Source organism: Enterococcus sp. E4-223, assembly GCF_035727065.1.
Taxonomy (GTDB): Bacteria; Bacillota; Bacilli; order Lactobacillales; family Enterococcaceae; genus Enterococcus_B; species Enterococcus_B faecium.
Genome location: NZ_JAPMLH010000005.1, coordinates 46788 through 62500, shown reverse-complemented (window position 1 = coordinate 62500; position 15713 = coordinate 46788). Strand labels below are relative to the sequence as shown.

General features: G+C 40.0%; 11 protein-coding genes. 6 read left to right on the top strand and 5 right to left on the bottom strand.

Translation table 11 applies throughout. The features are described 5' to 3' along the window. The first annotated feature begins 169 nt into the window (after window positions 1-169). Window positions 170-1993 (top strand): APC family permease, encoded by a 1824-nt coding sequence (locus OS139_RS08115; RefSeq protein ID WP_002294202.1) that lies wholly within the window; start codon window positions 170-172, stop codon window positions 1991-1993. 96 nt (window positions 1994-2089) lie between these two features. On the opposite strand, the gene OS139_RS08110 is transcribed toward OS139_RS08115, so the two are convergent. The 4 genes from OS139_RS08110 to OS139_RS08095 are packed head-to-tail and all read right to left on the bottom strand — an operon-like array spanning window position 2090 to window position 5498. Beyond that, the gene (locus tag OS139_RS08110; RefSeq protein WP_002329722.1) at window positions 2090-2767 is read right to left on the bottom strand and encodes an ABC transporter permease; all 678 of its coding nucleotides are present in this window, start codon (window positions 2765-2767) and stop codon (window positions 2090-2092) included. Beyond that, window positions 2764-3681, bottom strand: a complete 918-nt coding sequence (locus tag OS139_RS08105) for an osmoprotectant ABC transporter substrate-binding protein (RefSeq protein ID WP_002294193.1) — start codon at window positions 3679-3681, stop codon at window positions 2764-2766. The genes OS139_RS08110 and OS139_RS08105 overlap by 4 nt, the downstream gene beginning before the upstream one ends. Beyond that, complete coding sequence (locus tag OS139_RS08100) at window positions 3678-4319, bottom strand: ABC transporter permease (protein ID WP_002293405.1); 642 nt, start codon at window positions 4317-4319, stop codon at window positions 3678-3680. The genes OS139_RS08105 and OS139_RS08100 overlap by 4 nt, the downstream gene beginning before the upstream one ends. A gap of 3 nt (window positions 4320-4322) precedes the next feature. After that, window positions 4323-5498, bottom strand: a complete 1176-nt coding sequence (locus OS139_RS08095; RefSeq protein ID WP_002294192.1) for a betaine/proline/choline family ABC transporter ATP-binding protein — start codon at window positions 5496-5498, stop codon at window positions 4323-4325. A 192-nt stretch (window positions 5499-5690) separates the two neighbouring features. On the opposite strand from OS139_RS08095, the gene queA reads away from it, so the two are divergent. Next, the gene (gene queA, locus OS139_RS08090) at window positions 5691-6722 is read left to right on the top strand and encodes a tRNA preQ1(34) S-adenosylmethionine ribosyltransferase-isomerase QueA (protein WP_002296565.1); all 1032 of its coding nucleotides are present in this window, start codon (window positions 5691-5693) and stop codon (window positions 6720-6722) included. A 619-nt stretch (window positions 6723-7341) separates the two neighbouring features. Further along, complete coding sequence (locus OS139_RS08085) at window positions 7342-9981, top strand: cation-translocating P-type ATPase (protein ID WP_002307404.1); 2640 nt, start codon at window positions 7342-7344, stop codon at window positions 9979-9981. Window positions 9982-10148: 167 nt separating this feature from the next. On the opposite strand, the gene OS139_RS08080 is transcribed toward OS139_RS08085, so the two are convergent. Then, window positions 10149-10847, bottom strand: a complete 699-nt coding sequence (locus tag OS139_RS08080; protein ID WP_002331994.1) for a DUF975 family protein — start codon at window positions 10845-10847, stop codon at window positions 10149-10151. Window positions 10848-11065: 218 nt separating this feature from the next. Here OS139_RS08080 and tgt point away from each other — a divergent pair, with 218 nt between their 5' ends. From tgt to adhE, 3 genes are all read left to right on the top strand, one after another. Beyond that, window positions 11066-12211, top strand: a complete 1146-nt coding sequence (gene tgt / locus OS139_RS08075; RefSeq protein ID WP_002294183.1) for a tRNA guanosine(34) transglycosylase Tgt — start codon at window positions 11066-11068, stop codon at window positions 12209-12211. Between the two features lie 96 nt (window positions 12212-12307). Continuing rightward, the gene (yajC, locus tag OS139_RS08070) at window positions 12308-12688 is read left to right on the top strand and encodes a preprotein translocase subunit YajC (protein ID WP_002300794.1); all 381 of its coding nucleotides are present in this window, start codon (window positions 12308-12310) and stop codon (window positions 12686-12688) included. 304 nt (window positions 12689-12992) lie between these two features. Then, on the top strand, window positions 12993-15590 hold the full coding sequence (gene adhE, locus OS139_RS08065) for a bifunctional acetaldehyde-CoA/alcohol dehydrogenase (RefSeq protein WP_002294180.1): 2598 nt from the start codon (window positions 12993-12995) through the stop codon (window positions 15588-15590). Window positions 15591-15713 lie beyond the last annotated feature (123 nt).

Below are 15713 nucleotides of genomic sequence, written 5' to 3'. Positions count from 1 at the left end.
GCTGTATTAAAGCGTTTGAAAAAGCGCTTGATATTTTTCTGTTTTTTTCCAATTATTTTCTTAAAGTTTATTGACTTTTAAGGTCAGTGAGCGTACTATAACATCTTGTTTACTATAAATTTTCGACTATAAAACTTGAAGTAAAATTGTGTGTAAAGGAGTTTAGAAATTGGATTACTTAAAAAGGTTGTTAGTAGGTAAGCCTTTAAAATCTGCTGAAAATGATGAGCACAAATTAACCCGATTTGCTGCTTTGGCATTATTGTCGTCTGATGCGTTATCATCTATTGCATATGGTACGGAACAAATCGTTGTCGTTTTAGTCGCTTTGTCTGCTGCAGCCATCTGGTATTCGCTACCCATTGCCGCTTTTGTTATTATTTTATTGATTTCATTAACGCTATCATATCGTCAAATCATCCATGCTTATCCTCATGGCGGGGGAGCATATGTCGTCAGCAGTGAGAATCTTGGAAAGAATGCTGGCTTGATTTCCGGTGGCTCTTTATTGATCGACTACATGTTGACAGTAGCAGTATCTGTCTCAGCAGGTGCTGAAGCGATCACATCAGCGGTGCCAGCACTCTACGGTCATCAAGTCGCTATTTCTGTGACAATCGTTTTGCTACTGATGATGCTGAATCTTCGTGGTCTGAGGGAATCTGCATCGTTCCTATTATTTCCGGTGTACACATTTATCCTTGTGATCTCGTTACTGATCGTTGTTGGTTTATATAATATCGTGACAGGTGCTGTGCCATTGCAAGCTACTGCACTTCCAGGAGCGGCTGTGCCGGGTGTTTCTATCGCTTTGATTTTACGAGCATTTTCTTCTGGTTCTTCCTCTTTAACTGGGGTGGAGGCGATTAGTAATGCTGTACCATTCTTTAAGAAGCCAAGAGCAAAAAATGCCGCTGCTACATTGACGATGATGGCATTGATCTTAGGTTTCTTCTTCGTGGGGATCACATTTATCAACTATTGGTATGGGATCGTTCCTGAAAAAGAAGTCACTGTTTTGTCTCAAATTGGTAAAGCTGTCTTTGGACATGGTATTTTGTATTACGTCCTTCAATTTGCTACAGCGCTGATTTTAGCAGTTGCTGCTAACACCGGTTTTTCTGCTTTTCCAGTTCTTGCATACAATCTGGCAAAAGATAAATTCATGCCTCACATGTATCAAGATCGTGGGGATCGACTAGGCTATTCCAATGGGATTATCACACTAGCGCTAGGTTCGATCGTATTGCTGTTTATTTTCCATGGCTCAACAGAACGCTTGATTCCGTTATACTCTATCGGCGTGTTCATTCCATTTGCTTTATCTCAAACAGGGATGGTCGTCAAATGGAAAAAAGAAGGAAAAAGATGGTTAAGCAAATCGATTGCCAATATTACAGGTGCGTTCATCTCATATGCAATCATTGCGATTTTGTTTGTCTATCGGTTAGGGGACATTTGGCCTTTTTTCATCATTATGCCAATCGTTATGTTCATTTTTTATAAGATCCATGATCATTATAAAAAAGTAGCAGAACAGCTTCGTTTAGAAAATGATGCAAAACTACATGATTATGACGGGAATACCGTTCTTGTATTAGTCGGGAATGTGACACGGGTAAATATCGGTGCGTTGAATTACGCACGTTCGATCGGTGATTATGTCGTTGCGATGCATGTTTCGCTAGACGAAGATGTCGAAAAAGAAAAAGAAATCGAAGCAGAATTTAAAAAGCATTTCCCAGATGTCCGTTTTTCAATCGTCCACTCTTCTTATCGCTCGATTGAAAATCCAATTATCCGTTATGTAGATATTGTAAGTAAAAATGCAGCGAAACAAAACTATACAACTACTGTGTTGATTCCTCAATTTGTACCAAACAGACGCTGGCAGAATATTCTCCATAACCAAACAAGTTTGCGGTTAAGATTGCGATTGTCTTGGCGTGAAAATATCGTTGTCAGCACCTATAGCTACCATTTGAAGAAATAAGTCCATCAAGAATCTGGGACACAAAGTAGTTTATTGAATATCATTTAAATAAAAAAGGTCGTAGCGCTCAGCGCCACGACCTTTTTTTGTCTTGATTCATTCTGTCTGCGATTTTTTTGAAGCAGGATCTAGCCGTCTTTCCAAAATACCTAAAAGCCAGTCCGTGATAATCGCCATTAATGCAGTTGGCAATGCACCTGCTAAAATAATCGATGTGCCATCTGTTGCATTGGTTCCTCGGATAATGATATCTCCAAGACCACCAGCACCGACGAATGCACCGATCGCGGTTATCCCGATGGCAACAACTAACGCGTTTCTTATGCCTGCCATGATAACAGAAACAGAGAGTGGTAACTCTACCATGAATAGTCGTTGTCTAGCAGTCATCCCCATGCCTTTGCCGACATCAAGGATGTTTTTGTCTACTTGGATCATCCCGGTATACGTATTCTTGATGATCGGTAAGAGGGAATACAAAAATACAGTAACAATCACGACATTGACTCCCAGGCCTAATCCAATGATTAAAATGGAGATCATGGCTAGAGAAGGGATCGTCTGGATGATATTCGCCAAACGAATCACCCAGTTTGCTAATTTACGTCTCCTAGAAATCATGATCCCAACCGGAATCCCGACAACTGCTGCAAAGAGGACACCATAGATAGAAATCAGGAAGTGACGGATAAATTGTGCAAAGATATAGGAGCCATTTTCCTGGAAATAATAGAAAAATTGTTGAAAGACATTCATTTTATCCAATTGCTTCACTTCCCTTCAAAATAGTGGTTTTCTTGTAAGAAACGTTGTGCTACTACTGATGGTTCCACTAGATTATTATCTGCTTCGTAGTTCAATTCCTGCATTTTTTCCGTACTGATGGTATGACCTAACTTATTTAAGGCTTCTTTTAAATGAGGCGTATCAGCTAATATCTTGTTGTCTACAACTGGAGCAGCATCATATGGTGGGAAGAATTGACGATCATCTTCCAACATGACTAGATCATAACTGGCGATCCGTCCATCCGTAGAGTAGCCAAGAACAATATCCATTTTTCCTGCTTCGACTGCGTCATAAACAAGTCCAATCTGCATAGGTAATATCGAATTGAAGGAGAAGCCATAAGTTTCTTGGAAGCCGTCATAACCGTCTCCTTTACGATTGATCCAAGAAGTATCTACACCAGCTACTAATTCATCCGCTACATTTTTCAGATCGCTGACTTTAGATAGATGGTATTTTTGTGCGGTGTCTTTTCGAACAAGAAAGACATACGTATTTTCAAAACCATAGGACGGGAACCACGTTTGATCGTATCTTTTCTCAAATTCATCTTTCACGGTAGCAAACGCTTTTTTCGGATCTTTTTCAGGAGGAAGGTTCAATGTAGTCGTTAAATCTGTTCCTGTGTAGCGAGCCGCTGAAATTGAAGCATCTCCGTTCATCATCGCTTGATGGTTGATAGTTGTGGTAGCCAGATTGTTGATGATTGCGGTATTTTTATCTGTATAATGTTCAACCATTCCGGCAACTAGGCTTGCTAAGATCTGTGCTTCTGAAGTGATTCCACCTGTGATCGAAATGGTGTCTTCATCTGTATTGCTGGCAAGACCAGGGAAAGAACAACTCGCAAGTATAAGAAGGGAGGAAAGTATCATGGTCATTTTTAATATACGTTTCATTCTTCATTCTCCTCTCTAAGTGCGATCGGTGTCAGCCGGTGTTCCAAGAGACCTAGAAGCCAATCAGCCAATAGTGCTAAAATTGTTACAGGGATCGTACCTGCCAAAATGAGATCTGGTTGGTAATTATTCAGTCCACTAAAAATCAAATCACCTAAACCACCAGCGCCGATATAAGAGGCAAGTGTAGCCCATGCAATCACGTAAACGGCAGCTAAACGGATACCAGCCATGATCGTTGGCATAGCAATGGGCAATTCAACGGAAAAAATGGATTGGAACTCAGTCATCCCCATGCCTTTTGCCACATCCCGATAATTCCAATCGACATTTTTCATCCCAATGTACGTATTACGTAAAATCGGCAATAATGAATAAATAAAGAGTGCGATAATCGCAGGTAATTTACCTACGCCAAATAGCGGGATCATCAATGCCAATAAAGCAAGAGAAGGGATTGTCTGCAAGGCACTGGTTAAGCCAATCACAATCGTGGCAGCTTTTGGAAAACGTGTCAGTAAGACACCAAGCGGTACAGCAATGATGATACCAATGATCAAAGCAAGTCCCGAAATATAAAGATGTTCAAAACCTTTTGAGAGAATTTCTGAACCGTGCTGATGAAAAAACTGCTGCATAGGTCAGACCTCCTTAGATTCTTCAGGAGTAGCTGACTCTGCAACATCAGTAGTTGCGGGATCTTCTCCCCAAATCACATCGTAGACGATATCCACTAATGATGCACGAGTCAGGATACCTACGACTTTGTTCTGTTCATCAACGACCGGCACGTATTTCAGCCCGCGTTTTAAAATGCGTTGCAAGGTATCACGAAGATAGGCGGATTCTTTTACGTAAAAAACATGTTTATTCAAAATGTCGCCGACACTGGATACTTTTCCTCGCTTTTTATTCAACGTTTCTACATCGATAAATCCTTTTAATACATTCGAATTATCGGTAACTAACAACGTATCTACACGTTTTTCCCTCATCAGTTTGATTGCTTCTTGTAATGATTTTTCCGGTGTAATCGTGATTGCTGTATTTAGCATAACTTCTCCGACTCTTGTCGCATTTGGCTTGGCTTGTAGTAGGCGATCTTCTCCAATCAACTCTTCTACGAAATCGTTTGCAGGATGACGTAAAATATTTTCTGGTGTATCAAATTGGATCACACGGCCTTCACTCATGATGGCGATACGGCTTGCTAGCTTAATCGCTTCATCCATGTCATGGGTTACAAATACGATCGTTTTTCCCAAGCGCTCTTGTAAATCTTTGACAAGGTCTTGCAAAGAATCACGAGTGATGGGATCAAGCGCACCGAATGGCTCGTCCATCAAGATGATATCTTGATTCGCTGCAAGGGCACGAACGACTCCAATACGCTGCTGCTGCCCACCAGATAATTCATGTGGGTAGCGATCTAACATCTCACGGGGCAATTCCACAAGATCAATCATTTTTTCAGCTGTTTTATTCCGTTCTTCTTGACTGACTTTCAACAATTTTTGGACAAGAGTGATATTTTCACGGATCGTCATGTGAGGCATCAATCCAATACTTTGGATAACATAGCCGATCTGACGTCGCAATTCCACTGGATCAATTTCTTGGATGGATTTTCCATCAATCAAAATTTTCCCTTGTGTTGGATCAGTCATTCGGTTGATCATCCGCATCGTCGTCGTTTTTCCGCTTCCGCTCGTACCGATAAAACAAATGAACTCACCCTTTTCAAATGAAAGATTGACGTCCTCTACAGCGACTTTTCCACCTTTATAAATTTTTGACACATTTTGAAATTCAATCATGGTGCCACCTCTTTTTCTATTTTCAATGAAGAACTATCTATTACTAGTATGCCTAAAACAATGAAAAAATACAAATAGGGTAGTTTTTTTATTTAGGAAAACAAAAAATAGAAGTGAAAAAGTGCTGATTTTGCCAACAGAACGAAAAACATGATAGAATGATGAAGCACATGATAGAAAGTGAGTGACGATATGTTAACAACAGAAGATTTTGATTTTGACTTGCCGGAAGAATTAATCGCACAAACACCATTAAAAGACCGCGATCATTCTCGTTTACTTGTTTTGGATCGGAAAACTGGAGAGATGGAAGATAAACATTTCCATGAAATCATTGAAGAGTTACAGCCTGGTGATGCGCTAGTTATGAATAATACACGAGTTCTGCCTGCTCGTTTATATGGAGAAAAACCAGATACTGGTGCGCATTTAGAAGTCCTTCTTCTAACGAATACACAAGGAGATACGTGGGAGACATTGATCAAACCTGCGAAACGTGCCAAAGTTGGGACAAGAATCTCTTTTGGTGATGGCAGATTGCAAGCAGTAGTGAAAGAAGAATTGGAACACGGCGGACGGATCATTGACTTTGAGTATGAAGGAATTTTTCTAGAGATTCTTGAATCATTGGGAGAAATGCCATTGCCTCCATATATCAAAGAACGTCTGGAAGACCCAGATCGCTATCAAACTGTCTATGCGAAAGAAAATGGTTCTGCTGCAGCGCCAACAGCTGGATTGCATTTTACGAAAGAATTACTTGATGAGATCGAAGCAAAGGGTGTGGAATTAGTCTATCTGACACTACATGTAGGGTTAGGTACATTCCGACCTGTCAGCGTAGATAAAATTGAAGAACACCATATGCATAGTGAATTCTACCGTTTGACGGAAGAAGCAGCTGAGCGATTGAACCAAGTACGTAAAAATGGCGGGAAAATCGTGGCTGTCGGAACAACTTCAATTCGAACATTAGAAACGATTGGAACGAAATTTAATGGAGAAATCAAAGCAGACAGCGGATGGACTGATATTTTCATTACGCCTGGCTATGAATTCAAAGTGGTAGAAGCTTTCTCAACTAATTTCCATTTGCCAAAATCGACTTTAGTCATGTTAGTTAGTGCCTTTGCAGGAAGAGAATTGACTTTATCTGCTTACCAGCATGCGATTGAAGAGCGCTATCGTTTCTTTAGTTTTGGAGATGCGATGTTCGTGAAATAAGGTTATGAAAAACCGCTAGTTTTGAATAACAAAAAAGCTTTACAAAGATTTTATGACAAAGAAAAAGCCGAGCTCTCGATAAGCTCGGCTTTCTTGTACCTCGGAAGGATTCAAATAAACAGAAATGATTGTAACTTTCCATCATACATGCAAAGCACGGTGTTGAATTTCTTCATGTTAAACAAAAATTTTGTTTTCGTTACATCTTCAACATTTGAAACATCTCTTGTTCCTATTCAATTTTCAGACGTTTACGTTATTCAATTGTTACGTATCGCATTACTTCTTGTTTCGGATACTTCGTGATCCAAACATCCATACGCATTCACTATTTATAGGTTTGTACTCTACACGCATGTCTGGGTGAAACCTGTACTTCTAACAACTTTGTTTGCTTACACTGTTCTATCGAGAAATTCTTCTGTCTATTTGATGGTATCCTCCTTCCTTACATCTATATAATAGCATTATTTGGTAGCGTTTGCAAATATAAGCACTTTAGATTTTACGCTTTCTTAACAAATAATCGATAAGCCCTTTATTTGAAGTAAATAAAAAAAGGATGTTATAGTAAAATAAGTACCTTTTTTTGTACGAAGATTTTAAAGGAGGAAATAGGATGGAAGAATACAAGCAGACAATAGAAGAAGTAAAGAAGGTAACAGAAGCAGATCCAGATACTGGGTTGTCTTCACAAGAAGTGGATGAACGGCGAAAAAAGCAGGGATTGAATAAATTCGATGAGGCGCCGAAAGAATCGATGATCAAAAAATTCTTTCGAAGCTTGTCCGATTTTACAACGATCATCCTTCTTGTAGCAGCGGTGATTTCCTTTTATACCGCATTTGCTACAGAACATGGGGATTTATTTGAAGGACTGCTGATCATCGCTATCGTTGTGATCAACTCGGTATTGGCGATTGTCCAAGAAGGAAACGCAGAAAAAGCACTGGAATCCTTGCAAGATATGAATAAACAAACGGCAACTGTCATACGAGACGGCAAAGTGACCACTGTTGAGTCAGAGCAACTGGTAGTGGGTGATATTCTTGTTTTAGAGTCCGGTGATGCTATTTCTGCCGATGCCCGTTTGATCGAAGCATCACAATTACGTGTAGAAGAATCGGCGTTGACTGGAGAAAGTGAAGCAGTTGAAAAAGATGCAGCATTTATTGCTGAAGAAGATGAGCCATTAGGTGACCAATTTAATATGGTATTTAAAGGATGTACGGTTGCTGCAGGTCGTGGGAAAGCTATCGTCACAGCCATTGGTATGGCAACAGAAATGGGTAAGATTGCGGATCTTTTGAACGAAAATACTATGCAAAAAACACCTTTACAGGTCCGATTGAATCAGTTAGGCAAACGAATCAGTATGATCGCTTTAGCGGCTGCGGCTTTAGTATTTGTGATTGGTGAACTGCAAGGAGAACCACTCCTTGAGATGTTCATGACTTCGATTTCCTTAGCTGTTGCAGCTGTACCGGAAACCTTGACTGTTATTGTTACGTTGACACTTGCATACGGTGTGCAGAAGATGGCGAGGAAACATGCGATCATCCGACAGTTGCCAGCAGTTGAAACGCTAGGAACCGCTAATGTTATCTGCTCAGACAAAACAGGAACGCTGACACAAAATGAAATGCGCGTCCGCCGGGTATGGAGCAAAGAAGATGAAGTAACGAATATCGAAGATTCAATGACGAACAGCGCGATGGAAATATTGAAAATGGCTGCACTATGTACAGATGTGACGGTCGAGCAAGAAGATGACGACCTTGTTATCAAAGGTAATCCAACAGAAGTAGCCATCGTAAGGGCTGTTGAAGAGAATTATCATACAAAAGCAGAATTAGAAGAAAAATATCCACGAGTAAACGAGCTTCCTTTTGATTCTGAACGAAAAATGATGACAACAGTTCACCAAATGGGCGAAAAATACATCTCAATCACCAAAGGAGCATTCGATGTTCTTGCTCCGCGCTTTAGTTCAGGCGATGTAGAACAAGCGGCGATCGTTAATGATCGCTTTGGTAAACGGGCACTGAGAGTGATTGCTGTTGGTTATGCTACTTATGACGAAGAACCGCAAGATATTTCTTCTGAAGCACTGGAAAAAGACTTACGTTTGATTGGTCTGATCGGAATGATCGATCCACCACGTCCAGAAAGTAAAGGAGCAATCAAGCGAGCGAAAAAGGCTGGCATCAAAACAGTCATGATCACTGGAGATCATGTGGTAACTGCCAGTGCCATAGCGAAAGAATTAGGTATCTTGAAGGATCCGTCAGAAGCACTCTCAGGATCAGAACTGCATCAATTATCAGACGAAGAATTAGATGCGCGTGTCAAAGCTCTCTCTGTCTATGCTCGGGTAACGCCAGAAGACAAGATCCGGATCGTCAAATCTTGGCAACGTACGGGTGCAGTCGTAGCGATGACTGGGGATGGTGTGAATGATGCACCAGCGTTGAAAGCAAGTAACGTTGGGTGTGCCATGGGGATCACAGGAACAGATGTGGCGCAAAGTGCCGCAGATATGATTTTGACGGATGACAACTTTGCGACGATCGTAGACGCTGTCAGTCAAGGACGTTCGGTTTATCAGAATATTCGTAAAGCTATCAACTTTTTGCTAAGCTGTAATATTTCGGAGATCTTTATTGTTTTGTTTGCGATGCTGTTAGGCTGGGGAGCGCCATTCACAGCTGTGCAACTACTGTTTGTCAATGTAGTTGCCGATGGACTTCCAGGATTTGCTTTGGGAAGAGAACCAGCAGAACACGGCATCATGGATCAGCCTCCTATTCCGAAAAACGAAGGGATCTTTGCTCGAGGCTTGTTGCAAAAAATCGCCATAAACGCAGGAGTCTTCACCATCGTAACGCTGTTTGGTTACTATTTAGGTAGTTATGTCGATACTATTAGCCCATGGGTAGATGCAAGTCAGCATGTCGGTCAAACTGTTGCATTCTTGATCTTAGCTTATTCATCGATTTTGCATGTGTTCAATGTACGCAGCAGCCAATCGATCTTCAAAGTCAATTTAGCAACCAATAAAGCTTTGTTGGAAATGGCGTTACTGGCATTAGCTATTACAACGGCTGTGGCTTTGCTGCCGTTTACGCAAGAACTATTCGGCCTAGTACACATCAGTTTGAATCACTGGTTCTTGGTAGGGATTTTATCTATCGTACCAATCGCGGTCAATGAACTGATCAAGTTCCATCGATTACCGGAAGCAGAAGAAGAGGAATGATTAACTGTTTCTAAGTTGATTTTCTTTTTACTGGAACTATACAAAAAGGAGGTGTGACATGAATGTTGTCACACCTCCTTTTTGCTAATGGGCTGAATGTTTCTTTTACTGCCTCTCGATAAACGGTGTTCTCCTACCAACCCCTCGGTCACAAGTCACACTCTCTTTTAAATATCTTTTGGCAATTGTTCATAAAATGCTGCTTTTGTTGCGGAAATGTATGGGCTGAGCCATAGATAACCAATACCAGCAGTTGCTAATGCTAAGATATGCCAGCCGATAAATGAAAGATCTAACCAGAAAAGTTGTCCTTTATAACCATCCATCAATTTTCGACTTGCAGTGATCGTATCCAGTACTTTAGGTGTTTGTCCTGTTTCTTGGACGATATCGTAGTAGATAAAATAGCTTTGAGAATAAGAATAGCTTTTAATGATTCCAGGAATAACTAATAGCAAACCCCATAATGTTGTAAAGATCGAGATCAGCACAGCTAAGCCGATCACTCCGCCGATAAACAAACCTTTGAATCCACGAAATGCATCTTTGAATGGTTCGATCTGATCTTTTTGTCCACGTAAAATATCAAGATAAGTCCAAGAAATACCGCTCATGAACAAAGCGCTAATGATGCTGGAAATAATTCCGCCACTGCCTCCTGAACTACCGCCTCCTGAAGTTGTCGCATCTGAGACGCTCGCTGATCCATCATATATGGTGGTGGCAAATAAGATAATAGGAATCATAATAAGAAGAATAGCAGCAATACCAATCAATGTAGGGATTAGATTTAGTAAAACAGCTTGTCCCCAACGTCCTTTTAGACTCTCTTTTGCTTGGCGTTTTAATTCTGCAGAAGATTGCATGATTTTTCCCTCCTTTTCTTTAATAACACCAATATACCATGTATCAAAAAATATTTCTGTCATAATGTTTTTCTTTTTTTTTGTTATTCATAAAAAAAGGATAAAAAAAAGAATATTAAATAAAGTAGAAGGAAGCCGAGGGAACTTGCAAAAAGCACTTGAAACGATTATGATGGTGGGAGTTGTCAAGATATTTTATATAGAAAGTAGGGAAATGAATGACGCAACCTGCCATTCGCTATCGTTTAATCAAGAAAGAAAAACATACTGGCGCGCGTTTAGGGGAATTGATCACGCCACACGGAACTTTCCCCACACCAATGTTCATGCCAGTAGGAACATTAGCTACAGTAAAAACAATGTCCCCAGAAGAGTTGAAAGAAATGGGTGCTGGCGTTATTTTAAGTAATACATATCATTTATGGCTACGCCCTGGTGAAGACTTAGTAGAAGAAGCTGGCGGACTGCATAAATTTATGAACTGGGATCAACCGATTTTAACAGATTCAGGCGGCTTTCAAGTTTTTTCATTAAGTGATATGCGGAATATCGAAGAAGAAGGCGTGCATTTCAAAAATCACTTGAACGGTTCGCGTATGTTTTTATCACCAGAAAAAGCAATCAACATCCAAAATAAATTGGGCTCTGATATCATGATGAGTTTTGACGAATGTCCACCATTCGATGAAAGTTACGACTACGTGAAAAAATCAGTAGAACGTACGTCTCGATGGGCAGAACGAGGATTGAAAGCTCATGCTAACCCAGACCGTCAAGGATTATTTGGAATCATCCAAGGAGCAGGATTTGAAGATCTTCGTCGTCAAAGCGCGAAAGATCTAGTCGGGATGGATTTCCCTGGTTACTCAATCGGCGGGTTATCTGTCGGGGAACCTAAATCAGAAATGAATCGTGTATTAGAATTCACTACACCGTTGATCCCCGAAAACAAACCACGTTACTTGATGGGTGTCGGTGCTGCTGATTCATTGATCGATGGTGTTATCCGTGGAGTAGACATGTTTGACTGTGTCTTGCCTACTCGAATCGCTCGAAATGGCACATGTATGACTTCTCAAGGCCGTCTAGTAGTGAAAAATGCGAAATATGCCCATGATTTCCGTCCAATTGATGAGAAATGTGATTGTTATACATGTAAAAACTATACACGTGCCTATATCCGCCATTTGATCAAATGTGATGAAACATTTGGGATTCGTTTGACTTCTTACCACAATTTATACTTCTTGTTGAATCTAATGAAACAAGTACGTCAAGCAATCATGGATGATAATTTGCTTGAATTTAGAGAAGCCTTTTTTGAAGAATACGGGTTCAATAAAGAAAACGCAAAAAGCTTCTAAAGGAAAATCTTTTAAAAATTAAGTAAAAAACTAGTGTTAGCAGCATTTTTCTGCTAAAGTGTTTTTTGTAGATACAGAATTAGTGAGGTGAAAAAAATGGGAACATTACCAATGCTTGTGATGTTTATCGCGCTATTAGCAATGTGGTTTTTTATGTCACGTTCGCAAAAAAAACAACAGCAAGAACGTCAAAACTTGTTAGATAGCATGAAACCAGGTGATTCAGTCGTAACTATCGGCGGATTACATGGAGTTGTTTCAGAAATCGACAATGACAAACGGACAGTTGTTTTAGACTGCGAAGGGATCTTCCTTGAGTACGATCGTGCAGCAATCAAAACGGTCAAACCAGGAACTGTCGTAACAAATGATGCAACGACTACTGTTGAAACAACAGAAGAACCAGCTGAGACAGTTGAAGTAAAAACTGAAACAACAGAAACGCTGGAAGAGACAGAAGAGAAGAAAGAAAAATAAGTATCAAAGCTTATTTAAAGACGAGGTAGGGCAGAAAGATGTCCTACCTCATTTTTTATTCAAAAAAGAAAGAGATAAGAGTATAGGATATATTGCTCAATATTGAATAATCGGGTGTGTCATATAAATAATAATAAATAACTTTATATATTTTTCTATACAAACACCTGTAAATAAAGCAATTTTATATTTAAAAATAACTGTGAAAAAAATCACAAAAAAGTGTTTACATAGAAAAACAAATATTGTATGATATACATGTGAATGATTTAACAAATAACCATGACCCATTAGGAGGATAATGATGGCTAAAGTAATGGAAAAAGAAAAAACGAAGACAATTGACGTACAAGCAATGATTGATGATTTGGCAGAAAAAGCAAATGCAGCATTGAAAGAAATGGAAAGCTTTGATCAAGAAAAAGTGGACCATATCGTGCATGAAATGGCAATGGCAGCTTTAGATCAACATATGCCATTAGCGAAGATGGCTGTGGAAGAAACAGGCCGCGGTGTTTACGAAGATAAAGCAATCAAAAATATGTATGCGTCCGAATATATTTGGCATAATATCAAACATGATAAAACAGTTGGTGTGATCAATGAAGATGTCCAAAAAGGATTGATTGAAATTGCTGAACCAGTCGGTGTGGTTTGCGGAGTAACTCCAACAACGAATCCGACTTCCACAACGATTTTCAAATCAATGATCGCGTTGAAAACAAGAAATCCGATCGTTTTTGCTTTCCATCCAAGTGCCCAAAAATCTTCTGCAGAAGCAGCACGAGTAGTACGTGATGCTGCTATCGCTGCCGGAGCTCCTGAAAATTGTATCCAATGGATCGAACATCCTTCGATCGAAGCGACTTCTATGCTAATGAACCATCCAGGTATCGCGATCGTCTTAGCGACAGGTGGAGCTGGAATGGTCAAGTCTGCTTACTCTACAGGAAAACCAGCTTTAGGTGTAGGTCCAGGTAACGTACCAGCTTATATTGAAAAAACAGCAAAAATTAAACGTGCAGTGAACGATTTGATCGTTTCGAAAACATTTGATAATGGAATGATTTGTGCTTCTGAACAAGCTGTGATCGTGGATAAAGAAATCTATGCAGCAGTAAAAGCAGAATTCCAAGCACACCAAGTTTATATCGTAAAACCAGATGAATTGCAAAAATTGGAAGATGCAGTGATGAACGAAGGAAAATATGCGGTCAATCCATCAATCGTTGGACATTCTGCGATGGAAATCGCAAAATTGGCAGGAATCAGTGTACCAAAAGGAACGAAAATGCTGATTGCTGAATTGGAAGGAGTAGGCCCAGATTATCCGCTATCAAGAGAAAAACTTTCTCCAGTTCTTGCCATGATCAAAGCTAACAACACGGACCATGCGTTTGATTTGTGTGAAGGTATGTTGAATCTTGGAGGATTAGGACATACAGCAGTTATCCATTCAGAAAACGAAGAGTTGCATGTCAAATTCGGTCTTCGAATGAAAGCTTGTCGTATTTTAGTGAATACACCATCTGCAGAAGGCGGCATCGGTGATATCTATAACGAAATGATTCCGTCATTGACTTTGGGATGCGGTTCTTATGGTAAGAACTCTGTTTCTCGTAACGTCTCTGCTGTAAACTTAATCAATGTCAAAACTGTAGCGAAACGGAGAAATAACATGCAATGGTTCAAATTACCGCCAAAAATCTTCTTTGAAAAGAACTCTCTATTGTACTTAGAGAAAATGGAAAACGTTGAACGTGTCATGATCGTTTGTGACCCTGGTATGGTCCAATTCGGTTACTGCGATACAGTTCGTGAAGTATTGGCACGACGTAAAAATGATGTGAAGATCGAAGTCTTCTCAGATGTTGAACCGAACCCATCGACAAATACCGTATACGCAGGAACGAAACTGATGGCAGACTTCAAGCCAGATACAGTAATCGCTCTTGGAGGCGGTTCTGCAATGGACGCAGCTAAGGGAATGTGGATGTTCTATGAACACCCAGACACATCTTTCTTTGGTGCAAAACAAAAATTCTTGGATATCCGTAAACGGACATATAAGATCGACAAACCAGAAAAAACACAATTCGTATGTATCCCGACAACATCAGGGACTGGTTCTGAAGTAACGCCATTTGCGGTCATCACTGACAGTGAAACACATGTGAAATATCCGTTAGCAGATTATGCATTGACGCCAGATGTCGCAATCGTCGATCCTCAATTCGTCATGTCAGTTCCCGCATCTGTCACAGCAGATACCGGGATGGATGTGTTAACACATGCAATCGAATCCTATGTTTCAGTCATGGCTTCAGATTATACACGTGGATTGAGCCTACAAGCAATCAAGTTAGTCTTTGACTATTTAGAAAAATCAGTAAAAACACCTGATATGGAATCACGTGAAAAAATGCACAACGCTTCTACAATGGCTGGTATGGCGTTTGCTAACGCATTCCTAGGTATTTGTCACTCAGTCGCACATAAAATCGGCGGGGAATACGGGATCCCTCATGGACGGACAAATGCGATTCTTTTACCGCATATTATCCGCTATAATGCAAAAGATCCACAAAAACATGCGATGTTCCCTAAATATGACTATTTCCGTGCAGATACAGATTACGCAGATATTGCAAAATTCTTAGGTCTGAAAGGCGAAACAACAGAGGAATTAGTCGAAGCTTTAGCAACGGCTGTTTATGAATTAGGAAAATCTGTCGGCATCAACATGAGTCTAAAAGCTCAAGGAGTCACACAAGAAACACTAGATACAACCGTAGACCGTATGGCTGAATTAGCTTACGAAGACCAATGTACGACAGCTAATCCGAAAGAACCATTGATCTCTGAATTGAAACAGATCATCATTGATGCTTACAACGGATAAGCAAAAGAAAGCGTAGAAAAAAGATAAGAAAATAGATGAAAAAGAACTTGGAAAACGTTGTTTCTCCAAGTTCTTTTTTTAATTTTCAAGTAACTGAAAGTTACTTTTGTTATTTAACATTTA